Annotated in this window: 27 protein-coding genes; 21 read left to right on the top strand and 6 right to left on the bottom strand. The window is 42.3% G+C overall.

What is annotated here, in order from left to right:
- The first annotated feature begins 93 nt into the window (after nucleotides 1-93).
- From trpE to IRB79_RS19415, 12 genes are all read left to right on the top strand, one after another.
- Nucleotides 94-1,488 carry an anthranilate synthase component I gene (gene trpE / locus IRB79_RS19470; RefSeq protein ID WP_243504209.1) on the top strand — a complete coding sequence of 465 codons (1,395 nt, stop codon included), beginning with the start codon at nucleotides 94-96 and terminating at the stop codon, nucleotides 1,486-1,488.
- Nucleotides 1,485-2,096, top strand: coding sequence for an anthranilate synthase component II (locus tag IRB79_RS19465; RefSeq protein ID WP_243504207.1), 612 nt, complete (start codon nucleotides 1,485-1,487; stop codon nucleotides 2,094-2,096). The genes trpE and IRB79_RS19465 overlap by 4 nt, the downstream gene beginning before the upstream one ends.
- On the top strand, nucleotides 2,068-3,093 hold the full coding sequence (trpD, locus tag IRB79_RS19460; RefSeq protein ID WP_243504205.1) for an anthranilate phosphoribosyltransferase: 1,026 nt from the start codon (nucleotides 2,068-2,070) through the stop codon (nucleotides 3,091-3,093). The genes IRB79_RS19465 and trpD overlap by 29 nt, the downstream gene beginning before the upstream one ends.
- A complete protein-coding gene (trpC, locus tag IRB79_RS19455; RefSeq protein ID WP_243504204.1) occupies nucleotides 3,094-3,888 on the top strand; it encodes an indole-3-glycerol phosphate synthase TrpC in 795 nt (264 codons plus the stop codon).
- Complete coding sequence (locus IRB79_RS19450; protein WP_243504202.1) at nucleotides 3,885-4,508, top strand: phosphoribosylanthranilate isomerase; 624 nt, start codon at nucleotides 3,885-3,887, stop codon at nucleotides 4,506-4,508. The genes trpC and IRB79_RS19450 overlap by 4 nt, the downstream gene beginning before the upstream one ends.
- Nucleotides 4,505-5,710 (top strand): tryptophan synthase subunit beta, encoded by a 1,206-nt coding sequence (trpB, locus tag IRB79_RS19445; RefSeq protein WP_221880107.1) that lies wholly within the window; start codon nucleotides 4,505-4,507, stop codon nucleotides 5,708-5,710. The genes IRB79_RS19450 and trpB overlap by 4 nt, the downstream gene beginning before the upstream one ends.
- Nucleotides 5,707-6,492, top strand: a complete 786-nt coding sequence (trpA, locus tag IRB79_RS19440) for a tryptophan synthase subunit alpha (protein ID WP_243504201.1) — start codon at nucleotides 5,707-5,709, stop codon at nucleotides 6,490-6,492. The genes trpB and trpA overlap by 4 nt, the downstream gene beginning before the upstream one ends.
- A 154-nt stretch (nucleotides 6,493-6,646) precedes the next feature.
- Nucleotides 6,647-7,435, top strand: a complete 789-nt coding sequence (locus tag IRB79_RS19435; RefSeq protein ID WP_243504199.1) for an ABC transporter ATP-binding protein — start codon at nucleotides 6,647-6,649, stop codon at nucleotides 7,433-7,435.
- Complete coding sequence (locus IRB79_RS19430; RefSeq protein ID WP_221880110.1) at nucleotides 7,419-8,174, top strand: ABC transporter permease; 756 nt, start codon at nucleotides 7,419-7,421, stop codon at nucleotides 8,172-8,174. Before IRB79_RS19435 ends, IRB79_RS19430 begins: the two co-directional genes overlap by 17 nt.
- A gap of 16 nt (nucleotides 8,175-8,190) precedes the next feature.
- Entirely contained in the window at nucleotides 8,191-9,183 is a 993-nt protein-coding gene (locus tag IRB79_RS19425) for an aliphatic sulfonate ABC transporter substrate-binding protein (protein WP_243504198.1), read from the top strand.
- 548 nt (nucleotides 9,184-9,731) lie between these two features.
- Entirely contained in the window at nucleotides 9,732-10,310 is a 579-nt protein-coding gene (locus tag IRB79_RS19420; protein WP_243504196.1) for a LemA family protein, read from the top strand.
- Complete coding sequence (locus IRB79_RS19415; RefSeq protein WP_243504194.1) at nucleotides 10,307-11,044, top strand: TPM domain-containing protein; 738 nt, start codon at nucleotides 10,307-10,309, stop codon at nucleotides 11,042-11,044. Before IRB79_RS19420 ends, IRB79_RS19415 begins: the two co-directional genes overlap by 4 nt.
- A 44-nt stretch (nucleotides 11,045-11,088) precedes the next feature.
- On the opposite strand, the gene IRB79_RS19410 is transcribed toward IRB79_RS19415, so the two are convergent.
- Nucleotides 11,089-11,685 (bottom strand): methyltransferase domain-containing protein, encoded by a 597-nt coding sequence (locus IRB79_RS19410; protein WP_243504192.1) that lies wholly within the window; start codon nucleotides 11,683-11,685, stop codon nucleotides 11,089-11,091.
- Nucleotides 11,686-11,814: 129 nt separating this feature from the next.
- On the opposite strand from IRB79_RS19410, the gene cdaS reads away from it, so the two are divergent.
- Nucleotides 11,815-12,414 (top strand): sporulation-specific diadenylate cyclase CdaS, encoded by a 600-nt coding sequence (cdaS, locus tag IRB79_RS19405; RefSeq protein ID WP_243504190.1) that lies wholly within the window; start codon nucleotides 11,815-11,817, stop codon nucleotides 12,412-12,414.
- A gap of 28 nt (nucleotides 12,415-12,442) precedes the next feature.
- Here the strand turns inward: cdaS and IRB79_RS19400 are convergent, their stop codons facing one another.
- Entirely contained in the window at nucleotides 12,443-12,601 is a 159-nt protein-coding gene (locus IRB79_RS19400; protein ID WP_243504188.1) for a hypothetical protein, read from the bottom strand.
- Between the two features lie 102 nt (nucleotides 12,602-12,703).
- On the opposite strand from IRB79_RS19400, the gene IRB79_RS19395 reads away from it, so the two are divergent.
- The gene (locus IRB79_RS19395) at nucleotides 12,704-13,375 is read left to right on the top strand and encodes an SOS response-associated peptidase (protein ID WP_243504186.1); all 672 of its coding nucleotides are present in this window, start codon (nucleotides 12,704-12,706) and stop codon (nucleotides 13,373-13,375) included.
- A 30-nt stretch (nucleotides 13,376-13,405) separates the two neighbouring features.
- Here IRB79_RS19395 and IRB79_RS19390 read toward each other — a convergent pair whose 3' ends face one another.
- Nucleotides 13,406-13,867 (bottom strand): DinB family protein, encoded by a 462-nt coding sequence (locus IRB79_RS19390; RefSeq protein WP_243504185.1) that lies wholly within the window; start codon nucleotides 13,865-13,867, stop codon nucleotides 13,406-13,408.
- Nucleotides 13,868-14,055: 188 nt separating this feature from the next.
- On the opposite strand from IRB79_RS19390, the gene IRB79_RS19385 reads away from it, so the two are divergent.
- Entirely contained in the window at nucleotides 14,056-16,182 is a 2,127-nt protein-coding gene (locus IRB79_RS19385) for a peptidoglycan D,D-transpeptidase FtsI family protein (protein WP_243504183.1), read from the top strand.
- A gap of 51 nt (nucleotides 16,183-16,233) precedes the next feature.
- On the opposite strand, the gene IRB79_RS19380 is transcribed toward IRB79_RS19385, so the two are convergent.
- Nucleotides 16,234-16,413: a hypothetical protein gene (locus tag IRB79_RS19380; protein WP_243504181.1), complete on the bottom strand. Its 180-nt coding sequence runs from the start codon at nucleotides 16,411-16,413 to the stop codon at nucleotides 16,234-16,236.
- Between the two features lie 225 nt (nucleotides 16,414-16,638).
- Here IRB79_RS19380 and IRB79_RS19375 point away from each other — a divergent pair, with 225 nt between their 5' ends.
- Complete coding sequence (locus tag IRB79_RS19375) at nucleotides 16,639-16,920, top strand: hypothetical protein (protein ID WP_243504179.1); 282 nt, start codon at nucleotides 16,639-16,641, stop codon at nucleotides 16,918-16,920.
- Between the two features lie 114 nt (nucleotides 16,921-17,034).
- A complete protein-coding gene (locus IRB79_RS19370; RefSeq protein WP_243504176.1) occupies nucleotides 17,035-17,442 on the top strand; it encodes a VOC family protein in 408 nt (135 codons plus the stop codon).
- 55 nt (nucleotides 17,443-17,497) lie between these two features.
- Here the strand turns inward: IRB79_RS19370 and IRB79_RS19365 are convergent, their stop codons facing one another.
- A complete protein-coding gene (locus IRB79_RS19365; protein ID WP_243504172.1) occupies nucleotides 17,498-18,010 on the bottom strand; it encodes a DUF3231 family protein in 513 nt (170 codons plus the stop codon).
- Between the two features lie 159 nt (nucleotides 18,011-18,169).
- Here IRB79_RS19365 and IRB79_RS19360 point away from each other — a divergent pair, with 159 nt between their 5' ends.
- On the top strand, nucleotides 18,170-18,484 hold the full coding sequence (locus IRB79_RS19360) for a hydrolase (protein ID WP_243504171.1): 315 nt from the start codon (nucleotides 18,170-18,172) through the stop codon (nucleotides 18,482-18,484).
- Between the two features lie 286 nt (nucleotides 18,485-18,770).
- Here the strand turns inward: IRB79_RS19360 and IRB79_RS19355 are convergent, their stop codons facing one another.
- A complete protein-coding gene (locus tag IRB79_RS19355) occupies nucleotides 18,771-19,079 on the bottom strand; it encodes a hypothetical protein (RefSeq protein ID WP_243504169.1) in 309 nt (102 codons plus the stop codon).
- Nucleotides 19,080-19,355: 276 nt separating this feature from the next.
- Between IRB79_RS19355 and IRB79_RS19350 the strand changes: the two genes are divergently transcribed.
- From IRB79_RS19350 to IRB79_RS19340, 3 genes are read left to right on the top strand one after another with little or no spacing between them, the layout of a single operon-like run.
- Nucleotides 19,356-20,438: a hypothetical protein gene (locus IRB79_RS19350; protein ID WP_243504167.1), complete on the top strand. Its 1,083-nt coding sequence runs from the start codon at nucleotides 19,356-19,358 to the stop codon at nucleotides 20,436-20,438.
- Nucleotides 20,425-22,593 carry a molybdopterin oxidoreductase family protein gene (locus IRB79_RS19345; protein WP_243504165.1) on the top strand — a complete coding sequence of 723 codons (2,169 nt, stop codon included), beginning with the start codon at nucleotides 20,425-20,427 and terminating at the stop codon, nucleotides 22,591-22,593. Before IRB79_RS19350 ends, IRB79_RS19345 begins: the two co-directional genes overlap by 14 nt.
- Entirely contained in the window at nucleotides 22,594-23,154 is a 561-nt protein-coding gene (locus IRB79_RS19340; RefSeq protein ID WP_009333499.1) for a 4Fe-4S dicluster domain-containing protein, read from the top strand.
- The last annotated feature ends 7 nt before the right edge of the window (nucleotides 23,155-23,161 follow it).

Raw genomic sequence — 23,161 nt, 5'->3', positions numbered from 1 at the left:
CTGTCTAGCTCCAGCGCCTACCCCCTCGAGGTGTCGGGGGTGATCAAGGCGCTTGCGCTTTTCTGAATCCGAAAGAACTGGAGGAGAAATATATTGAAAACGATATTGGAAGGTCCGTATATCATCGAAGAGCTTGAAGGGGATACATTAACACCTATTTTGATCTATCAGAAAATGAGCGGAAGAAAAAAATTTCTGCTTGAAAGCTCGCTTAAGCATGAAAAATCGGGAAGGTATTCCTTTATTGGTGCCGACCCAGTGATGGAACTAAAAGGGGAAGGATCTCGGACGGCTGTTACTGCAGACGGAAAAATAGAAGTTTTTGATGAGAAGCCGCTTGATGTATTAAGAAGGCTGATGCCGAAGGAAAAGCCGCACCCCTTTGAACAGTTCCCATTTTGTGGAGGAGCTGTTGGATATGCAGGCTATGATGTCATCAGGCAATACGAAGATATCGGAATGATTCCTCATGATGAGCTGAATGTACCAGATGTCCACCTTATGTTTTTTGAGGAAGTGGCCGTTTTCGATCATCTGGAGCAAAAGGTATATCTGGTAGCCATGCCTATACTGGCAGCAACCGATGAATCTCAGCTTCGTGAGAGATTACAGAAAAGAAAGGCCGAAATACAAAAGGGGGCAGTGGCATCTGAATCGGAAGAAGCATCGCTGTCGGCTTTCAAAGCTTCCATATCTAAAGAAGACTTCGTTGAAAAAGTAAACCGAGCCAAGTCCTATATTGAAGAGGGAGACATTTTTCAGGTGGTGCTTTCTCAGCGGTTAAAAGCAGAATTGACTGGAGATCCTTTTGCATTTTACCGGAAGTTAAGAGTGCAAAATCCTTCCCCCTACATGTACTATCTTGATTTTGAAGAATATGCGGTTGCGGGGGCATCCCCTGAAAGTCTTATAAAAGCAACTGGAAACAAAGTAATTACTAACCCTATAGCAGGAACAAGGCCAAGAGGCAAGACAGAAGACGAAGACTTACTGCTTGAAAGGGACCTGATAGAAGATGAAAAGGAGCTTGCCGAACACAGGATGCTGCTCGATCTAGGCAGAAATGATCTCGGCCGTGTCTGCGAATTTGGCTCGGTAACGATAGAAAAAAACATGGTAATTGAGAGATATAAGCATGTCATGCACCTTGTATCCGAAGTTGGAGGCAGGCTGAAAAATCCACACACAGCGATTGATGCCTTAATAGCGTGTCTGCCTGCCGGAACGGTTTCAGGTGCACCCAAAATCAGAGCAATGGAAATCATCAATGAACTTGAAGCAGTGAAAAGAGGAATTTACTCAGGGGCAGTCGGCTATTTTTCCGGAAATGGCAATATGGATTTCGCCCTGGCAATCAGAACAATGGTGATAAAAGATGGATTCGCCTATATACAAGCTGGGGCAGGCATCGTGCACGATTCCATTCCCGAAAAAGAGTACGAAGAAACACTTCATAAATTAAAAGCATTTTTGGAGGACAAAAAATGATTCTGCTGATTGATAATTATGATTCATTCACATTTAACCTTTATCAGTATTTAGGTGAACTGGGACAAGAAATTAAAGTTGTAAGGAATGATCAGATAACAATCGAAGAAATTGAAAAATTAAATCCTGAAGCCATTGTTCTTTCACCCGGACCGGGGCGGCCGGAACAAGCAGGGATCATTGTTGATGTTATTCAGGAGTTTTACAGGAAGCTCCCTATCCTGGGCATTTGCCTTGGCCATCAGGCAATTGGCTATGCGTTTGGTGCAAAAATTGAAAAAGCAAAGAAAATTATGCATGGCAAGGTGTCTAATCTTAAGCATAACGGATCGCAGCTGTTTCAATACATGCCGCAGCCAATCCATATCATGCGTTATCATTCCTTAATTATTCAGTCGGGAACTTTGCCTGGCAGCTTTAAGGTTTTGGCCAGATCAATGGATGATAATGAAATAATGGCAATCAAGCATGAAGACTATCCTTTATACGGTTTGCAATTCCATCCGGAGTCTGTAGGAACAGGCCTTGGAAAAAAGATTTTGGAAAACTTTTTACAAACGATCGGGAGGGAAAAAAACGATGAAAACTATACTGCAGAGGTTATCTGATCGGCAGTCATTAACAGAGGCAGAAATGAAGGAAGCGATGGACTATTTATTTGCCAATGATGTGACAGACAGTGAGATTGCGGCATTTATGGTGAGCCTTAAAACAAAAGGGGAAACAGTTGAAGAAATTGCAGGCATCGTAAAAGCGATGAGGGATAAATCCCTTTCATTTAGCAAGAAAATTCCTAATGTTTTGGATAATTGCGGTACAGGAGGGGATGGTTCAAGCAGCTTTAATATCAGTTCCACCTCGGCCTTTGTGATTGCAGGAGCCGGAATTCCTGTTGCCAAGCATGGCAATAGAAGTGTATCCAGCAAAACAGGCAGTGCCGATGTATTGGAGCATTTGGGGATAAATTTAAATCAACCGCCTGAGCGCACGGAGGAGATTCTGGAAGAAATCGGGATTGCCTTTCTTTTCGCCCCTCACGTTCATCCGAATATTAAAAGAATCATGAAAGTGCGCAAGGACCTGAGAATACCCACAACCTTCAATCTAATAGGACCATTAACCAATCCGGTTGAACTTGATACTCAGCTTCTGGGGATCTATCGGAGAGATTATATTGAAATGTTTGCAGAGGTGTTAAAAACTTTGGGAAGAAAACGGGCAGTTGTTTTAAATGGTGCAGGGTTTATGGATGAAGCATCCTTACAGGGGGAAAATCACCTGGCAATTCTTAATAACGGCAAGGTGACGAAAAAGGTTCTTCACCCAGAGGAAGTTGGACTATCCGTCAGCAGCAATGATGCGATCAGAGGCGGAGATTCCAGGGAAAATGCTGAAATACTCCTGAGTGTCCTAAATGGGGAGAGGGGAGCGAGAAGGGACACGGTCCTTCTTAACGCCGGGATTGGCATCTTTACAGGAGGCATGGCCGAAACAATTCAAGGCGGGATAAATTTAGCCAGAGAAAGCATTGATTCAGGTGCTGCATTAGCAAAACTGCATAGGTTAATTGAAGCAAGTAAAAGTGTCCATAAAGAGGTGATATAAGTGGGAACGATTCTAGATAAAATACTGGCTGAAAAAAGAAATGAAGTCATCGTACTGCAGCAAGAAACAGAATCCTTTCAAGCTGGGGACCCCGTGATTAAACGCTCATTTATTAATAAGCTTGCATCAGGCAGTGAACTGGCTGTGATTGCTGAATTCAAAAGAGCTTCACCTTCAAAAGGTGATATAAATACCGGACAAAATCCGAAAGATCAGGCATTATTTTATAAAAAGTATGGTGCGGATGCCATTTCCGTTTTAACAGACAATAGGTTTTTTAAAGGCAGCTTTGCTGATCTGTCAGCTGTCAGAGAGACTGTCGGCCTGCCTATCCTTTGCAAAGATTTCATTATAGACGAAGTGCAAGTTTTAAAGGCAAAAGCATCAGGGGCGAACCTTATTTTGCTCATTGCTGCTGCCTTGGAAGCTGAACGGCTTCAAGAGCTTTTCGATTTTGCTGAAGGTGAAGGCCTTGAAGTATTAATGGAGGTTCATAATGAAGAAGAGCTGGAAATAGCTCTGAAAACCGGTGCACAGCTGATCGGAGTCAACAACCGGAATTTAAAAACTTTCGAAGTAGACCTTGGTGTAACAGAAAAACTTGCACCGCTAATAAAGAAGGCAGGAAGATTCCTGATCAGTGAAAGCGGGATTAAGTCAGAAGAGGATGTACGGCGTGTAATTGCAGCAGGAGCAAACGCCATTCTTGTCGGAGAAGCATTTATGAAAGCAGATAACCTGGAAGGGCTTTTGAAGGCCATGAAGCTTCCTTTGCAGGGGGCTGTCAATCAATGAAGGTGAAGATTTGCGGAATTAGAGATATCAGCACGGCACTTTCTGCCATTGAAAGCGGTGCGGATGCCCTGGGATTTGTTTTTGCTGAAAGCAAAAGAAAAATTAATCCTGTGGCAGCAGGGGAGATAATCAGAGAGCTTTCCGGAGAAGTTTTAAAAGTCGGAGTGTTTGTAAATGAAACGAAAGAGACTATTGAGGAAATAGCAAGTGTTTCAGGGATCAATGTCATTCAGCTTCATGGAGATGAAACGCCGGAATTTTGCAGCTCATTTTCTTTTCCAGTTATAAAAGCTCTGAGCATTAGTTCACCAGATGATCTATCCCAACTGGATGAATATTCATGTGAATACGTTCTTCTTGATAGTCCGAAAGGAAAGTATCGGGGGGGCAACGGGGTATCGTTTGATTGGTCGATTCTAAACAAAAACCCAAAGCAGAACAAAAAAATGATCCTCGCTGGAGGGCTCAATCCTGAAAATGTGGGGGAAGGAATTAAAGCAGCCAATCCTTATATGGTTGATGTAAGCAGCGGGGTTGAGACTGAAGGGAAGAAAGATCTGGAGAAAATAAAAAGATTCATAGATAACGCTAAACTTGTGGAGAGGGAGGAAGTAAAATGAACGCAGCTTACACATTGCCTGATGAACGAGGTCATTTTGGGGAATTTGGAGGAAGGTATGTGCCGGAGACACTTATGCAGGCCATTCTTGAATTGGAAGAGGAGTATAAGAAAGCGCAAGCTGATGAAGGTTTTCAGAAAGAGCTGCAGGCTTTGCTGAAAGACTATGTCGGACGTGAAACTCCTCTTTATTTTGCGGAGAACCTCACAAAATACGCCGGCGGTGCGAAGGTCTATCTTAAAAGAGAAGATTTGAATCATACAGGTGCCCATAAAATAAACAACTCACTGGGCCAGGCTCTATTGGCGCTGCGAATGGGAAAAAGAAAAATAGTAGCTGAGACGGGTGCAGGGCAGCATGGAGTCGCAACAGCAACTGCATGTGCGCTTTTAAATCTTGAATGCATTATTTTTATGGGTGAAGAGGACATTAGGAGACAGCAGCTGAACGTATTCAGAATGGAACTGCTTGGAGCGAAGGTTGTCGGGGTAAAATCGGGAAGTGCCACATTAAAAGATGCAGTCAACGAAGCACTCCGCTACTGGGTGACAAATGTCGAGGATACACATTACATCCTTGGCTCTGTCATGGGACCTCATCCTTTTCCTATGATTGTACGGGATTTTCAAAGTGTTATCGGAAATGAGACCAAGGAGCAATACCTTGAAAAAGAAGGTAAGCTCCCTGATGCAGTTGTAGCCTGTATTGGCGGAGGAAGCAATTCAATGGGAATGTTCTATCCTTTCATAAAAGATGAAACTGTCCGCATGATTGGGGTGGAGGCGGCTGGATTGGGAACAGATACTGAGAAACATGCCGCATCTTTAACAAAAGGAACTCCTGGAGTTCTTCATGGGGCATTAATGTACTTGCTTCAGGACGAACACGGACAAATTCAGGAGGCCCATTCCATCTCAGCTGGGCTTGATTATCCCGGAGTTGGCCCGGAACACAGCTATTTGAAAGACAGCGGAAGAGCCGAGTATGAATCCATCACAGACGATGAGGCGCTAGATGCGTTAAAGCTTTTATGCAAACTGGAAGGCATTATCCCTGCGCTGGAAAGCTCCCATGCCGTTGCCTATGCATTAAAGCTTGCACCGCAAATGAAAAAAGACGAAGGTCTTGTCATCTGTTTATCCGGCAGAGGAGATAAAGATGTAGAAACTGTAAGAGCAAAATTAGGAGGGAAAGGACAATGAACCGGGTTGAAAAAGTTTTTCAGAGCCTACAGCAAAACAACGAAAAAGCATTTGTGCCATATATAATGGCCGGGGATGGAGGCTTAGAGACACTGGCCGAGAAAATCACTTTCCTCGAAAAAGCGGGAGCAACTGCCATTGAAATTGGGATTCCGTTTTCGGATCCGGTTGCCGATGGGCCAGTAATCCAGCAAGCTGGCATTCGAGCATTAGAAGCCGGAACAACACTTAGAGGCGTCTTAGCTAAAATTGCGGAAATCCGGCCTATTGTTCACATCCCGCTTATCTTTATGACATACATGAATCCGATCATGGCCTATGGCATTGGCAACTTTATTTCTGATGCCTCCAGGTCTGGGGTAGACGGCTTGATATTGCCTGATCTTCCTGCAGAAGAAGAGGAGATAATTGCACCAATCGCAGAGAGAGCTGGAATCGAAATCATCCGGCTTGTGACCTTAACCAGTCCACTAGAGCGGATCCAGGCTATTGCGAGCAAGGGGAAAGGCTTTTTATACGCTGTAACGGTTAATGGCATCACAGGTGCAAGAAAAGAATTTAAAGAGGAGCTCGGAAAGCATTTGAAGAATGTTAAAGATGTAAGTCCGATACCAGTATTGGCGGGATTTGGAATTTCTGAACCAGATCATGTAAAAGAAATGAATCAGCATTGTGACGGGGTAATCGTTGGAAGCAAGATCATAGAACTGTTTCAAAGCGGTGAGTTAGCAAAAGTTGAAGAGCTGATCGCTTCATCTAAAATAGAAGAAATTAAATTGTGAAACAAAAGCTTTCTCCTTGATGGAGGAGGCTTTTTATTTGATTAAGCCCATTTTTAAAAATATTTATTGTAAAGGTTGACATGCAAAGTGAATACTTTATAATTACAAGTAATCCGAGTAAATTAATGAGATTTATGGGAATAGGTGATTTTGAATGTTCATTGAGATAAACGATGTGAATAAACAATATAGCGATAAAGAAAATCGTCCTGTTGACGTCCTGAAAGATATTAATTTATCCATTGAAAAAGGCCAGTTTGTTTCAATTTTAGGCCCTTCAGGATGCGGAAAGTCAACACTTCTTTCAATCGTCGCAGGGCTGACTAAAACAACTTCAGGCCAAATTCAAATTGATGGAAAAACCATAATAAAACCCGGAAAAGACAGGGGAATGGTTTTCCAGCAGGCAGCCTTATTCCCTTGGCTGACAGTCATGGAAAATGTCACGTTTCCACTGAAAAAAGAAATGAAGAAGAAGGATGCAGAGGAAACAGCACTTAAATATCTGCAAATGGTTCAGCTGGGAAAATATATATCCCATTATCCTCATGAACTTTCTGGAGGAATGCAGCAGAGGGTCGCGATTGCGAGAGCGCTTGCGATGAACCCGGAAACACTATTAATGGATGAACCATTCGGAGCTCTTGATGAACAGACCCGTTCGCGTCTGCACGGACAGCTGGAAAACATCTGGACTGAGACAAAGAAAACCATTCTTTTTGTTACTCATAGCATCTCAGAATCTATTAAACTCTCAGATCGAATCATAGTTATGGGAACAAAGCCGGGAATCATTTTACAGGATATAACGGTTGACATACCCAGACCCCGTGAGGAACACAAAAAAGAAATGCTTGAGATTGAAGACCACATTATGAAATACCTGAAGAAGGAAATTGATAAAGTTGTAAGTGAGGAACTCCAATATGCAAACAGCCATTAAAAGGATCATATTTTTTGCAGCCATCATTGCATTTTGGGAAATTGGATCACGGCTAGAGCTTTGGCATCCTCTGATTTTCCCTTCCCTGTCCAGTGTATTCAGTGCTCTTGTTGAAGGGTTTCAGGATAAAACTCTCATCTATGATTTAATCGCCAGTTTTAAGCGGCTCGCAGTCGGTTTAACTATCAGCCTTATTATTGGGACTCTGATTGGAATTCTTTTGGGAAAATCCAAAACAGCTGATGAAACACTGGGTGCAGTCATCCTCGCCTTGCAAAGTGTTCCCAGCATCGTCTGGCTGCCGATCGCGATTATGTGGTTTGGCTTAAATGAAAAGGCTGTTATTTTTGTAACCATACTTGGCGGTACATTTGTTATGGCTCTGAACATGCGAACAGGGATTAAAAATGTTTCACCATTATATATCAAGGCAGCTCAGACAATGGGTGCGAATGGAATTGACTTATTCACAAGAGTCATCTTTCCAGCATCAATTCCATACGTTGTCACTGGTTCACGTCTTGCCTGGGCATTTGCCTGGCGCGCACTGATGGCCGGTGAGCTTTTAAGCACAGGACCAGGATTGGGCTACACACTTCGATATGCTTCAGACTTTGGAAGAATGGACATTGTGATAGGTGTCATGATTATTATTGGAGCTATTGGAATGATTGTTGACCAATTCATCTTCCAGCGCATTGAAAAATCAGTCATAAAAAAATGGGGACTTGAGTCTTAATTTTGGAGGGGTATTAATGAAAAAGGCTATTTTATGGGTTGCTGTATTATTTACTTTAACCGGGCTGCTTGCCGGCTGCGGATCATCTGAGAAGAGCAGCGGTGAAGAAGACAAGATTGTCATCGGTTATTTCCCGAATATCAATCATGTGCCAGCAATGGTTGCGAAAGATCAAGGCTATTTTGAAGAACAGCTTGGAGATGGAACTAAAGTAGAATACAAGACATTTGCTGAAGGCGGTTCATTCATGACTGCCCTGAAAACAGGCGACATTGATGCAGGTCTTGTAGGACCTGGACCAGCAATGAACAACTTCTCAACTGGGGCTGATGTTAAAATTATCGCCGGTGCCTCAACTGGCGGAACAGTTGTCCTTGCCAGAGAAGGTGTAGAAATTAACTCACTTGAAGACTTCGAGGGAAAAACGTTCATTACACCTGGCGTGGGCTGCACACATGATGTCCAGTATGAAACATATCTTGAAGAAGCCGGCATCACTTCAGCTCGCATCGGCGGTACCATGAAGCATTTAACAGGCAACCCTGCACAATATGCAAGTATGCTGAAAACAGGTAAAGTTGATATTGCAGTTGCTCCCGAACCATGGGCAGCTGTCATTGAACAGGAAACAAACGCTGAAGTCGTAATTGGCTGGGATGAAGTTTCCTTCGGTGAAACACTTCCGGCATCAGTATTGGTTGCAACTGGCGATGCTGTGAAGAACAGCCCGGAAAAAGTACAGAAAATCGTTGATGCACATAAAGATGCAGTTAAATTTATCGAAGAAAATCCTGAAGAAGCAAAAGCAATTACAATCAAAGACATTAAAGAAGTAACTGGCCAGGAACTGGAAAAAGAAGTCGTAGACCGCGCATGGGAAAGAATTGGGTTCACTTACGATGTTGATGCAGACACAATCCAGGAATTTGCAGATTCATCCTACACTTTAAAATTCCTGAAAGATAAACCTGAATTCAGTGAACTGATTGCGAACAACTTTATTAAATAATCATACTTGGACCGGAGCCCGGATGGGTTCCGGTTTTTTGGTCCTGTAGGGGAAAGGAAATTTGATTGGCGCAATTATGAAAGGTGACAGCGCGAAATTGAGATACGGCGGCGCGAAATACCTGCTGGATGGATCATTTATGGGGAAGCAAGAAGCAAAAATGTTGTGATAGAGCAAAAACTATAACATCAGCGCAATAACCTATCCTGGCGACGCAATTTACATCAGGCATGAAGCAATAATGATAGAAACTGACAAGATTCCGCGCGCAAAAGTAACATTCCCGCGAAAATCAGAAGTCACCCGCGCATAAAAACGTACTACCCGCGCAGAAGGAGCCCACCCGCGCTCAAAAGTAAAATCCCCGCGTAAATCAGAAGCCAGCCCGCGCATTAAGACATACACCCTCGTGGAAAGAGCCGACCCTCACAAATTTAACCAGTTCTCCAAAAAACAATCAGCAAGCCAATCTCCTGGTTTAACTTTCGCCCAAAAAAGGAAAAATACCATGCAAGTGACAAAACAACTTAGAAACAGGAGTGGCGCAAATGAAAAAAGGTATGGGTGTTTTAATTGCCGTTATTGCGGTAGTTGTCATAGCAGGTATGATGCTGATGTCCAGTTATAACGGGTTTGTAAGCGCTGAGGAAAATGTGGACCAGGCTTATTCTCAAATCGAGAACCAGCTGCAGAGAAGGCTGGATTTGATTCCTAATCTGGTAAATACAGTAAAGGGATATGCTGCACACGAGAAGGAGACAATTCAGGCAATATCAGATGCACGTGCGAGATTGGCGGGAGCAAGGTCTCCTGAAGAGGAAGCAGCCGCAAACGCCGAGCTGTCAAGCGCATTGAGCCGTCTGCTTGTAGTGGTGGAGAACTATCCTAATTTAAAAGCGGATAAGCAGTTTACTCAATTAATGGACGAGCTAGCGGGTACGGAAAATCGGATTTCGGTTGCCCGAAAGGATTATAATGACCAGGTTGCTGTTTATAACAAGAAAGTAAAAAGGTTTCCGGGTGCAATCGTAGCAGGGATAACAGGCTTTGATGAAAAAGAGTATTTTAGGGCGGATCCGCTGGCAAATGAAGCACCTGAAGTTGACTTTGGAGGCAAAGGAGAATGATCATTCGCAGGGTCTCTTTGACCCTTCTTTTAGTAAATTTACTAATGGGGGCATTCCCAGTCCATGCAGATGAATCCATACCGCAGCCTGCCGGAGATATTTATGTCCAGGATTTTGCGGAGGTCCTGAATGACCAGGAAAAATCTGAATTGAATAACCTGGGGAGGCAATTGGAAGAAAAGACATCTGCACAGGTTGCAGTTTTAACTGTTGGAACTACTGGGGACAGGCCGATTGAAGAATATGCAAATGAAGCTTTTCGGTCTTATGGCATAGGCAGTGCTGCTGAGAATAATGGTGTCCTATTGGTTGTGGCCATGCAGGATCGGAAGGTGCGGATTGAGGTTGGTTATGGGCTTGAAGGCCAGATTCCCGATGGAAAAGCAGGCAGGATTCTGGATGAAGTTACCCTTCCATATCTTCAGGATGGCCAGCCCAATAGAGCGGTAATTGAAACCTATAAGGTGCTTGTACAGGAAGCTGCCGGAGAAGAAGTGAATTTAGGTGGAGAGTATGCTGATGCCGGAACACAGGAAAGAGGCATTGGCATCCCGTCCTGGCTGATAATTATAATTGTTGTTGGATTGTTGTTTCTAGACATTAAATTTTTTGGCGGAGCCTTTTCATACGCCATCCTTTCCATTCTCTCAAGAGGGGGAGGCGGAGGAGGCGGCGGTCCCCGGGGTGGGGGAGGCGGTTCATCCGGAGGAGGAGGAGCCAGCCGTGGCTGGTGATAAATTGAAAAAGAGCAGGAGCAACAATCTCCCGCTCTTTTCCATTATTTTATTCCAGTTACACAAACGGTTAATACGGGGCGGGCATCTTTATACGAAATGGAAATAGAATGGAATCCAGCCGCTTCCATATCTGCTTTGATTACCTGTCCGAGATTTTTGGCAATGGTGTCATCTGCTCCTTCTTCTCTTGGCTGAACTGTGATGGCAATTATTCCGTCTTCCTCAAGCATCCCATAGAGATGCTGTAGTGATTCTCTTGGTTTTGTCCATAATGGATAATTGTTGACTGAAAATATCTTATTATACTTTTTATCAGGGAAGTAATCGTGAATATCTTTTACGAACAATCTGACCTTCCCCTGCCGAATATAGTCATCATTCAGTTTGGCTGCTGAAGCCTTCATATCTACGGATACATCAACTCCATCCGTTTCTGCATGGCGGCAGTGATCCATTATATGCCTAATGCTGTATCCAGGGCCAAAGCCTACTTCTAAAATAGAGTCCCTGCGATTAATCTTTAACTGTTTTATTGTCCATTTGTTAATCTTGCGGTTTTCGAAATACATGATTTTCCCGGCAAGCTTCCCTAGTAATCCTTCCGGTTTCTCAAATTGTTTTGCTAAAATATCGAACATGTCCCTCACCTCGTTGCTTAATACTTATATTTAGTCCCTTTTGAGAGGTTCTAAACCTATTCCGTAAAATGGATAAATAATTTTTAACTGGAAAAGGTACTAATATGAATTAAGATTGGAGGAAGTCCGGTGATTTATGGCGAAGATCAATACCGAAAAGATTTAAATCGGTATATTGACAATATCGACAATCAGATTCATTCTATTTCCAAAACGCTAGAGGACTTCAGCTGCTGTATTTTATCCGATTTTGAAAACTTGCAGAAGGCGGTAACAGAGGCTCACACAATTGCTTCGACTTATTATCTTCAGTCATATTTATCGCCGTATACAAAGGAATATTCAAGTTTGTCATTGGCCGCCCAGCATTTATCGGAAAAAAGGCATGGAGGGCTTATTGTTGTGGAGAGAAGACTGCCTTTAGGCGATTACCTTCATAATGGGACGCCAATTGGAGCAAAAGTAAGCAGCGCTTTGCTTGAAACCATTTTTTATCCGGGAAACCCATTGCATGACGGCGGTATATTAATAAAAGATGATACCATTATTTCTGCAGGCAACATCCTGCCTCTTGCCAATAAAACTATTGAGGGAAAAAAACTTGGGACAAGGCATAGAGCGGCAATTGGACTTACTGAAAAATCAGATGCTGTTGCCATTGTAGTTTCAGAGGAAACAGGCCGCATTTCTTTTGCGGTGGAGGGGCAGCTGTATACAATCAGGACATGAAAATCCCCCTGAATTGGGGGATTTGTCATTATGACTTCTTATTAATTTGCTTTCCGCTTTTTTTCTGGCTTTGAGATTTATCATTTCCTGTCTGAAACTCGCTTCCCAGTTCAACATCGTTTCGCTTATCCTGTTTTTCAATTTGGGCTCTCGTTTGATTTGCATTGTGTCTACCTTGTTTTGTCATATTTCATTCCTCCCTGTAAAATAGCTGACATTTTTAATATGCGCTATATCCGGGAATAGATGAACATTATATTGCTGAATTGATTTAAAAGAGGTGATTATATTGTGCGGCCGGTTTACATTAACAGAAACCATCAATAAACTTCAGCTGCTGTTTGAATTTGAATATGCAGGGGGAGAGGTTATTCCCAGATATAATATCGCGCCAAGCCAAAATATCTTAACCGTCATTGGAAATGGCAAACAGCGGATCGGCAGGCAGATGAAGTGGGGGCTGGTCCCCTTCTGGGCTAAAGACGAAAAAACAGCTTACAAAATGATAAACGCAAGAGCGGAAGGCATTGATTCGAAACCAAGCTTCAAAGCTCCCTTTAAAAGCAGAAGGTGCTTAATCCTTTCAGATGGCTTTTATGAATGGAAGAAAACCGAAGAAGGTAAACAGCCATACAGGTTCATTATGAAAGATGAAAAACCGTTTGCCTTTGCAGGCATTTGGGATACATGGCATAAAGGAGAAAATTCTTTAACGAGCTGTACAATCATTACAACGGGGCCAAATGAAGTAACCGAGTATGTTCATGACCGAATGCCGGTGATATTAAAGGAAAGCGATTTTGAGGATTGGCTTAATCCCCGTTTTAATGACACTGAATATCTGAAGTCATTACTTGAACCTTATCCGGCTGAAAAAATGGATAAGTACCCGGTATCAAGTAAAGTGAATTCACCAAAAAATGAGCTGGCAGAATTAATTTCTCCTCTTAATAGTTTATAAAACGGACGCGGTGACGCGTCCGTTTTTTCATCATCTGCTCACAAACATCGGAAGCTCCGTATGGCCCATTTCCCGTACATAAACAAACAAATTCCCTTTATGATTAATTTCATGATCCATTGCAAGCTGCAGCAGCTGGCTGCCTGTAAGTTCCATACCAAATATCCGCGTCAAATCAATGGTCCTATCCATTTCATCATTTGTTAATGATGAAATGATCTCAATGGTTTTTTCTGTATAATTTTCAGCGGCTTCAGAAAGGTTTGGTGCAACTTCATCGAATTTCTCGCCAAACACTGCCGGGCTGCCTTCTTTTACTGTTTTGGCAAACATATAAAAAGAAGTAAGCATATGAGTAACCAGCTTGCCGGCTGCCATGCTTGTTTCAGTTGGTTTGTAATCATAGTTTGTTTCATCAATCTTCTTGATCAGCTCATTGGTCACCTTTCTATGCGATAAAAAATAGTTCAGATATTTTTGCGCTCTTTCCATATTAAATCCCTCCTAAAAAAATAATCAGATTAACATTTCCGCTTAACCTCCTTAAATTCCTTTATATTTCAAAATATGTTTTTGGACTGGCAGGGATTTGACAAAAATCGTGGAATTATTTAACAGGGGAAGATTTGGAAGAGTCTCTATAATACAGACATAGTGTTCATAAGGGGGGAGATTCATACATGGGGAAAAAGAAGAAAAAGAAAAGCCATGTGCCTTTTAGGGTCAATTTATTGTTTTTTGCTGTTTTTGTTTTGTTTTCAGTACTAATTTTAAGACTCGGCGTCGTCCAGATTGTAAATGGTGAGACATACAAAAAAGAAGTGGACCGGACGGAAGATGTCATCGTATCTAACCCGGTTCCAAGGGGAAGGATGCTTGACAGGAACCATCAGGTTATCGTGGATAATATCCCAAAGAGTGCGATTACATATACCAATCGGAATGCCAAACAGAAAGAAATGCTTCAGGTGGCAGAACGGCTGGCCGTTTTGATTGATAAAAAGACGGATAAAGTGACAGAACGCGATAAGAAGGATCATTGGATTCTAAAAAATCCTGATGCTGTCCGGGATAAAATAACTGATAAGGAATGGAAGCTGTTTAAAGAGAAAAAACTGGATGATAAGCAAATTTATGAAATGCAGCTTGAAAGAATTACAGAAGAAGATCTGAAACAGCTGAGCAAGCAGGATCTGGAAGTGCGGGCAATCTTCCGGGAATTTACGAGCGGCTATGCAATGACGCCGCAAATAGTCAAAAATGAAGCTGTATCAAGTAAAGAATATGCTGCGGTAAGCGAGAATCTTCAATATCTTCCAGGTGTCAATACAACCACTGACTGGGATAGAACTTATGCTTTTGACAGTACGCTCCAGACAGTCCTGGGGAAGGTTACAGATACAAATGAAGGGCTGCCGCAGGAAAGGCTGGATTATTTTCTGGCCAGGGACTACAGCAGAAATGAACGTGTTGGAAAGAGCTATCTCGAAATGCAATATGAGGATGTTCTGCATGGCCAAAAATCAAAGGAAAAGCTTATTACAAAAAAAGGAGAAATTCTCGGAAGTGAACTGGTTTCTCAAGGCCAAAGAGGCAAGGATCTTGTTCTGACGATTGATATGGATCTGCAGAAGGCTGTGGAAAAAATATTGGAAGAGGAAATTTGGGCTGCAAAAAGGACCAGGGGAACTTACTTAATGGATCGTGCGTTTGTCGTCCTAATGAATCCGTATACTGGTGAAGTCCTGACGCTGGCAGGTAAAATGATAGACAAAGATGATAATGGCAAAACGGTTCTGCAGGATTATGCGCTGGGTACGATTGCCTCTTCTTATAATGTGGGATCCTCTGTAAAAGGGGCAACTGTTTTAACAGGCTATAAAACCGGTGCAATTTCACCCGGGACGACCTTTTTAGATGCACCCATGAAAATTGCAGGTACACCACAGGTGAAAAAATCCTGGTTTAACTTTCAGGCAATCATGAACGAAACAAGGGCTTTGCGCATATCCTCAAACGTATATATGTTCAAAACAGCAATTGAAATTGCGGATGCGCGATATGCTTATGATCAGCCTCTGGGATTTAAAAATCCTAATGCATTTGAAGATATGAGAGAGTCTTTCGGCCAATTTGGCCTCGGAGTCAGAACTGGCATCGATTTGCCGAATGAGGCAATAGGCTATGAAGGACCGCTTCGCTTGCCGGGATTTCTATTAGACCTTGCAATCGGGCAGTATGATACCTATACTCCGATGCAAATGGCGCAATATATATCAACGATTGCAAATGGCGGCTACCGTATCCAGCCGCGCCTTGTAAAAGAAATCCGTGAGCCAGCCACGGAGCAGGAGGGGCTTGGCCCGATCTGGAAGGATATTCAGCCAACTGTCTTAAATACGATAGATGTAAGTGATAGAGAACTTAACACTGTTAAAGAAGGATTAAGACAGGTGATGCAGCATCCTGAAGGGACTGCATATAGAAGGTTCGCAGATGCCCCATATTCTCCAGCAGGAAAAACAGGTACAGCGGAAGCATTTTATGACGGCCCTCTCAAAAAAAAGGGAGATAAATTAATAGATGTTATGAACTTGAGCCTTGTTGCCTATGCACCGCATAATAATCCCGAAATTGCCATGTCTGTCATTGTTCCATGGGCATACCAGGGAAGAAGCGGACATACAGCCAATTATGAAATTGGCAGAAAAGTATTAGATGCCTATTTTGAGCTGAAAAAGAAGCGGATGTCCGGACAAGAACGGGAACAGTCGGCAGAAGAAGGTTCCGAAACAGAAGAATCCTAATTAAAGTATGAGTTTTAGCGGCCTAGAACGGCTGGACAAAAAAGCCTTTCCTTATTGGGAATGGCTTTTCTTATACCTGAATTTATTTTTGAAGTGATTCAGTTTTTCTTTAATTAAAACCGGTTTGTCACTTTTCCCGAAGACTTTACGATGAACCACAAATTGAATCGTTTCTTCCAAAATAGCGAGGATAATAATAGGAATGAAGATTACCAGAATCCAAAACCACATGCCTCTGCTCCTTTCGTCTGATCGGCATACAATTTATTTATATTCAGGAATGAATAGAAAATGATATTAATGGAAAAATAATCCATGCATTATAATGATTGAACTCTGTCCTAGTTGTTTTCTTAAATAACCTATTATTACTGAAATAAACTTCTGCTTCTTTAAAGTTCTGCGTAGTTTAATGAAAGCTCATTCGGGAAAATAGGTTAAAAAGGAGGTCCTGACATGAAAACAATAAATGTAGAGCTTCAGTATGATGATCAGGAAATGAATAATAATCAGACAAAAGTATTTAATCAATTGAAGAACCAGCTCGAAGGAACAGGATTTAAGGTGGTAACGATCATGGAAAATGATCTATATCTAAAGGAGCATTCCGGCCTTCCTAATCAAAAGAAAAACAAAGTGCTGCCATCTCAGCCTGAAGGAGCAGAACCTGATATCAATTCCAGCGGTGCCGGTGGCATGGTTTCCCCTGATTCCAGTGAAAGCAAATACACTGAGTAAGATATGTGAGCCTTAGTCACATTCAGGACTAAGGTTTTTTTTATTTTTAAAAGGAATTAATACGTTTGGATAGAATTTACAAATATAGAGAATTTGTTTGAAGGAGGATCATTTATGAGTCAAAAGCTCTTAAGAGTAGGAACGGTATACATACCTGTCAGAAATGTAATGGATTCCTTAAACTGGTACACAGAGAAGCTTGGAGCAGCAGAAAGCTATAGGGATGAAAAGGGGAAAATGGCGATAATCAATATGGCAAGCCAAAGCTTTTTCCTTTTGGAAGCACCTGAAGAAGAAAGTCTTAATTTCAAGGATTCTGACGGAAGATTGCGATTTTGTTTAACCTTTGAAGTCGATGGAATAACAGAGCTCGAAAACTTGCATCGGGAACTTCTTGAGAAGGAAGTAAATGCAGGAGCTATCGAAAATCGCGGGCATCCTGGCCGGAATTTTGTGTTTTCTGATCCGGACGGCAACTTATTTGATGTATGGAGTGAACTAAGCCCAAGTTTTAAGAAATAACTTTTAGGCAAGAGAGCAGACAATGGACTCTGCTCTCTTTTTACAGCTGGACACATCAGCAATTATCTGATTTGTGAAGATGAAGCGGCGGAGGAATAAGCCAGCCTTTTTCTTTATTCATTCGAAGAACCTTAATACCTAAAGCGGCTTTCTGAGTATGAAATTGGCCAAACATGACTGCGATATCTTCACGGATACATTGGCCCATGATTGTACTGCAGCCAACCAATCCTGATGCCAGGTCTCCTGCTAATTTTGCAGCTACTTCAGGATCCATAAATCTTGCACCAGCAGGAATATCGTTTACACAAGCTTCAGGTCTGTCAGGTGGTGAGGGAGGAAGGCCAATTCCGTTTTCCTTTAACATTCCCTCAATTTGTTCCTCTTCCTGCTTACAGAGGCGGATGGCTTCTTCAAGCATCTTCTTCAAGTCTCCATCTCCAGAGTGGCTAAGCATCGTTTGGTATGCAGAGGCCATTCCCTTTCCTGCCAGCAAGTAAGACCATGTGCTAAAAACCTCGCCATAATGCAAAGGCTCGTCCTTTGGATTTCCGCTTAAAATACCCATTGTATACCTCCTGAAAAGATTCATTTTTTGTGCCACCTTCCTAGTAATGCACAGCTATATCATGCCCATTAAGCGTCTTAAAATGTCATTGAATATTAAATGGTTAAACTTCCTCAATTTGTGGTAAATACCGTATAAAAGATAGAGGAGATGAAAACAATGGAACAAACAAAAAAAACATATTATATAGATATTGAAAATGCGCAGATATACACAGAACCGGTTGAAGCAGCCGAATGGCAGTTTAAAATTTTTGCCACAGACGAAGATTTAGCTCAGTTAAATGAATACATTAATGAGAATTATGAGGCAGATCTTAAAACATTTGCCCGTGCACATGTCCCTTTCCTGGAGTACCACAAAGAATCAAAAAATGATGAATATGATGCATCCATGGAAGGCATATATAAAATGATTTATGATCTGGGTGATGACGAAGCCCGGAGACATATAGAAGGGATGGGAATATTATAATCGGAAAAATGCAGCTGGTCTTTAATCGGACTGGCTGCTTTCGAAAAGATAATACAAAAAAAAGAACCGTGTGCTCTGTTTTCATCAGAATAACGGTTCTTATATTTGCTCCTAAATAATTGTTCTTTTTTGGTTTTTGTTTTTCTTGTGCGCATGTCCGCATACGCAAATGGGCTTCGATTGCATTCAGGGTTTCTTTTTCCCTCACGTACTGCTTTTTCCCTTAACTTCTTCGCAGCTGATTTAGCCATTTGACCAACTCCTTTTGATGATTGTACCATAATGCCTAAATTGGAGGAATTATATTTGTTAACAGTAAAATAAAGAAAACAAGACCAATAAGTGAAAAGATAACCGAACCTAGAACAGCATAATTAGGTCTGAAGCTGAACTCCTCCCTTTTGATTAAGAATCCAGTCAAGGCACTTGCATTGCTGTCCATAAACCTCGTTACCATACCGCCGCTGCCCGAAAACCATACAGTTAAAGCTGTAAAAACCACACCAGAGAAAAACATAATTTCTATGAATCGGATTGAAAAGGCACGTGAAGCGAGCAGGGTAATCAGAGTTTCTGCAGCTAGTGTAATGAACAAAATAAATATATTTTTTTCTTCATGGTACCGCCTCCTAATTAGAGATACGCATGGACTTGGAAAAAGTTTCAATTTTTTTCGCAAAGACCTTTGAAAAGGTCTTTTTTTAGTTGGCAGACCCCTGCAACAACATGCTCATTTGTAAAGCAATTAATATCCTTTTTTAAAGATAGGGGAATTTCCCCCCTCTAATGGGGAAGTTCCCCGATATTGAAAAATTCCTCCCGCTTTTACAATAAGGTTAAGGTAATTGTTTGTGAATGAGGAGGAGTTAATATGCAGGCAAAAGCTGCAGTCAATCAAAAAACAGGAAACACATTAAACAATGCGTTTGCATCTCATTTTGCCAAGTCGATGTTTTTATCTGTAACAGCATTAGCTATTCTTTCTTTTATTGGAACTAGAATGTTTACACATGTTGATTTAAACCTGTACGGATATATGGTCGGAACGATTGTGTTTATTGGAGGGTTTTTCTACAGGTTCATCGCCTGGGGCGAAAGGCCGCCAACAAAGCTTATCCTGAAAAAAGGATTGAAGCTGCTATTTAGAAAGTCAACGCCAAAAACATCTGTTGAGCATCTTGCAACTTACAATTTTATCTGGAATAGGGGAATTTACCGATGGACTCAGCACGTGCTGATCGGCTGGGGCTGTATCTTATCCTGCTTCGTTACATTCCCTCTCGTTTTCGGCTGGATGTATTTTACGATGGATGACAATGGCCATTACAACATTATTGCAATGGGCATGAAGGTAATGACTGTCCCGGCGGATGGCATCATTGCCAATCTCTCTTATAACGCGCTGAATATTACAGCAGTAATGGTAATCACTGGAGTTTGCATGGCGCTGTACCGCCGTCTGAAAAATATGCAGGCAAGAGCAGAGCAGAAATTCCTATATGATTTCATGCCTCTTTATATGCTGCTTCTAGTCGGCATCACAGGATTGGCTTTAACCTTTATGAATATCTTTTTACACGGTGCGGGACAGCCGGCAATGTCACTGATCCATCAGTGGTCCGTCATCATTACACTGATTTACCTGCCATTTGGAAAGCTCGCACATATTCCTTTCCGCCCAATGAGTGTTTTGGCAAGAAACTACAGAGAACATTATGCCGAACAAGGCATGAAGGAATGCAAGGTTTGCGGAGATCAGTTTGTTTCATCAGAACAATCAAAAGATGTCGTCGATGTACTCGGCGTGAACGATATTGAATTTAAGGCAAAGGAAGGACATCATCTTGCAGAAATGTGCCTTCCTTGCAGAAGAAAATACCGGATTGCACAATTTTCCGGATTCCCTACTCATGAAGTGAAGGTCAAGGAGGCAAACCAGAATGCAAAGGGATAAGTTTTTTAAAGAAATTGAGAATCTAAACCATCCGAATGAAAAATTGATCAAAACACACTGCAGCTATTGCGGCATGCAATGCGGAATGAACTTGAGGGTTAATACACAGACGAATAAAATCATCGGGGTCGAGCCCCGTTATGACTGGCCGGTTACTGTCGGGAAAATGTGTCCGAAAGGAGTTACCGCCTACCAGCAGACCAACCACAAAGACCGCCTGCTGAAACCGCTGATCCGGGATGATGCTTCTTTGAAAGGAACGGCAGAAGGGTTCCGTGAAGCAAGCTGGGATGAAGCATACGATTTAATTGCAACAAAATTCAAAGAGCTTCAAACAGAATACGGAAAAGATTCACTCTCCGTCTTCAGCGGGGTTTCAATGACAAATGAAAAATGTTATTTGACAGGTAAATTTGCCCGTGTTGCTCTTGCAACAAGATATATTGACTATAACGGCCGTTTCTGTATGTCAAGCGCTGCCGGCGGATTCCTCCGTTCTTTCGGAGTGGATAGAGGGTCAACATTGCCTTGGACAGATATTCATGAAACAGATTGCCTGTTTATCGCTGGAAGCAATACAGCTGAATGCCATCCAACTTCTATGTTCCGCATTTGGAACGTTCAGGAAAGAGGCGGTTATATCATTGTAGTTGATCCCCGTGAAACTCCAATTGCCAGAAGAGCTGACCTTCATCTCGACCTGCAGCCCGGAACAGACCTTGCACTTGCAAACGGGATTGTTAATCAATTGATTGAAATGGGCTATATAGATGAAGAGTTCATTAATAAACACACGAACGGATTTGAAGAAACAAAGGAACTTGTAAAGGATTTCACACCTGAATATACAAGCATGCTGACTGGTGTGGCACCGGAAAAAATCATTCGCGCCGCCGAAATATACGGAAAAGCTCCAAATGCAGTTGTCATGTTTGCACGAGGTGTTGAACAGCAGCATAAGGGTGTTGATAATGTTTCCGCCTACACCAATATGGCGCTTGTTACTGGAAAGATTGGCCGTCCTAAAGCCGGAGTAGCTACATTCACTGGACAGGGCAATGGACAGGGCGGAAGAGAGCATGGACAAAAATCAGATTTGCTTCCAGGCTACCGAAAAATTACAAACCCAAAACATGTTGAAGAAGTATGCAGTGTTTGGGGAATCACACCTGAAGAAATGCCGCAGCCTGGTGTATCTGCTTATGAAATGATTGAGCTGATGGAGCAAAAAACGATTCGCGGTTTATACCTTCTATGTTCGAATCCTGCTGTATCTGCACCAAATCAAAATTTTGTCAGAAAAGCATTTAAGACCTTGGATTTCATGGTATGCTCCGATTTCTACCTATCTGAATCGGCAGAATTTGCAGATGTTGTTCTTCCGGCTGTCACATGGTCAGAGGATGAAGGAACAGTAACAAATATTGAAGGCCGCATTATAAAGATCAATAAGGCTCAGGAACCTGTTGGGGAATCGAAGCCGGACTGGCAGATCCAAGTGGAGCTGGCTGAGCGCTTAGGAAAAGGAAAATACTTTTCTCACCTAAAAACAGCAAGAGATGTTGCAGATGAGTTCAGACTGGCTACCAAGGGCGGCTATGCTGATTACTATGGAGCTACATGGGATAAAATCGACAAGCAGGATGGAGTTTTCTGGCCATGCAAAAATGAAAATGATGAAGGGACACCACATATGTTCCTTGATAAGAAATTTTATCATCCGGATGGCAAAGCAAAAATATGCGCGCTGCCATACCGTCCGCCAGCTGAAGAACCATGTGAAAAATATCCGCTCCGTTTAACAACTGGCCGGGTGGTTTACCACTACCTATCAGGCAATCAGACTAGAAGAATTCCATTCCTTCATGATATGTGCCCTGAACCATTTGTGGAGATCCACCCGGAAACAGCATCAAAATATGATATGGAACATGAAGAAAGGGTCCGTTTATTTACAAGAAGAGGCGAGGCCATCTATAAAGTCAAAATTACGGAAGCCATCCGCAAGGATACCGTCTTTGTTCCATACCATTTTGGACATGAAGATTCTATTAATCTATTAACGATTGCAGCGTTAGATCCTATATCCCGAATGCCTGAGTTCAAGGCATGTGCTGCACAGCTGGAAAAAGTCGAATTAAAGAAGGTGCAATAAATGAAGAAGAGGCTGTATTTAGAACTTGAAAACTGTATAGGATGCCGTTCTTGTCTGGCAGCATGTACACAATGCGGGGGGCATGAGGAGCGCAACAGAAACTATGTGTATGATGTAAATCCTCTTGTGAACCGGCAGACTATGCCTCTCATGTGCCTTCACTGTGAAAATCCGGCATGTGCCCGAAGCTGTCCGGCCCAGGCCATTCAAATTCATGAGACAGGCGCTGTGTTATCTGCACTTGTGGAAAAGTGCATTGGCTGCCAGAACTGTACAATAGCCTGCCCATATGGCATACCGAAATTTGATCAAGAGCAGAACTTAATGTACAAATGCGACCTATGTATTGACCGTACTAAAGATGGAATTCCTCCTATGTGTGCGAGTGTATGTCCATCCAATACACTGCAATGGCTGACAGATGAAGAAATTGAAAACAAGAAGAAGCAATTTAACCTTGATAACGGCAAATGGGTAACAAGCATGCCATATCTTGAAGGCGAAACAAACGTAAAGGTAAATCTGCCGGGAATCCTGCAGGGGATTACAAAGCTGTTTTAGGAGGGAT

Origin of the sequence: Cytobacillus oceanisediminis (assembly GCF_022811925.1) — a bacterium.
Taxonomy (GTDB): domain Bacteria; phylum Bacillota; class Bacilli; order Bacillales; family Cytobacillaceae; genus Cytobacillus; species Cytobacillus oceanisediminis_D.
This window is presented reverse-complemented; position numbering and strand designations above follow the sequence as displayed.

Coding starts and splice junctions, on each gene's coding strand:
- IRB79_RS19465 (WP_243504207.1), top strand. CDS start 1,485: ATGATTCTGCTGATTGATAATTATGATTCATTCACATTTAACCTTTAT.
- trpD (WP_243504205.1), top strand. CDS start 2,068: ATGAAAACTATACTGCAGAGGTTATCTGATCGGCAGTCATTAACAGAG.
- IRB79_RS19450 (WP_243504202.1), top strand. CDS start 3,885: ATGAAGGTGAAGATTTGCGGAATTAGAGATATCAGCACGGCACTTTCT.
- trpB (WP_221880107.1), top strand. CDS start 4,505: ATGAACGCAGCTTACACATTGCCTGATGAACGAGGTCATTTTGGGGAA.
- trpA (WP_243504201.1), top strand. CDS start 5,707: ATGAACCGGGTTGAAAAAGTTTTTCAGAGCCTACAGCAAAACAACGAA.
- IRB79_RS19435 (WP_243504199.1), top strand. CDS start 6,647: ATGTTCATTGAGATAAACGATGTGAATAAACAATATAGCGATAAAGAA.
- IRB79_RS19430 (WP_221880110.1), top strand. CDS start 7,419: ATGCAAACAGCCATTAAAAGGATCATATTTTTTGCAGCCATCATTGCA.
- IRB79_RS19425 (WP_243504198.1), top strand. CDS start 8,191: ATGAAAAAGGCTATTTTATGGGTTGCTGTATTATTTACTTTAACCGGG.
- IRB79_RS19420 (WP_243504196.1), top strand. CDS start 9,732: ATGAAAAAAGGTATGGGTGTTTTAATTGCCGTTATTGCGGTAGTTGTC.
- IRB79_RS19415 (WP_243504194.1), top strand. CDS start 10,307: ATGATCATTCGCAGGGTCTCTTTGACCCTTCTTTTAGTAAATTTACTA.
- IRB79_RS19410 (WP_243504192.1), bottom strand. CDS start 11,685: ATGTTCGATATTTTAGCAAAACAATTTGAGAAACCGGAAGGATTACTA.
- IRB79_RS19400 (WP_243504188.1), bottom strand. CDS start 12,601: ATGACAAAACAAGGTAGACACAATGCAAATCAAACGAGAGCCCAAATT.
- IRB79_RS19390 (WP_243504185.1), bottom strand. CDS start 13,867: ATGGAAAGAGCGCAAAAATATCTGAACTATTTTTTATCGCATAGAAAG.
- IRB79_RS19385 (WP_243504183.1), top strand. CDS start 14,056: ATGGGGAAAAAGAAGAAAAAGAAAAGCCATGTGCCTTTTAGGGTCAAT.
- IRB79_RS19380 (WP_243504181.1), bottom strand. CDS start 16,413: ATGTGGTTTTGGATTCTGGTAATCTTCATTCCTATTATTATCCTCGCT.
- IRB79_RS19375 (WP_243504179.1), top strand. CDS start 16,639: ATGAAAACAATAAATGTAGAGCTTCAGTATGATGATCAGGAAATGAAT.
- IRB79_RS19370 (WP_243504176.1), top strand. CDS start 17,035: ATGAGTCAAAAGCTCTTAAGAGTAGGAACGGTATACATACCTGTCAGA.
- IRB79_RS19365 (WP_243504172.1), bottom strand. CDS start 18,010: ATGGGTATTTTAAGCGGAAATCCAAAGGACGAGCCTTTGCATTATGGC.
- IRB79_RS19360 (WP_243504171.1), top strand. CDS start 18,170: ATGGAACAAACAAAAAAAACATATTATATAGATATTGAAAATGCGCAG.
- IRB79_RS19350 (WP_243504167.1), top strand. CDS start 19,356: ATGCAGGCAAAAGCTGCAGTCAATCAAAAAACAGGAAACACATTAAAC.
- IRB79_RS19345 (WP_243504165.1), top strand. CDS start 20,425: ATGCAAAGGGATAAGTTTTTTAAAGAAATTGAGAATCTAAACCATCCG.
- IRB79_RS19340 (WP_009333499.1), top strand. CDS start 22,594: ATGAAGAAGAGGCTGTATTTAGAACTTGAAAACTGTATAGGATGCCGT.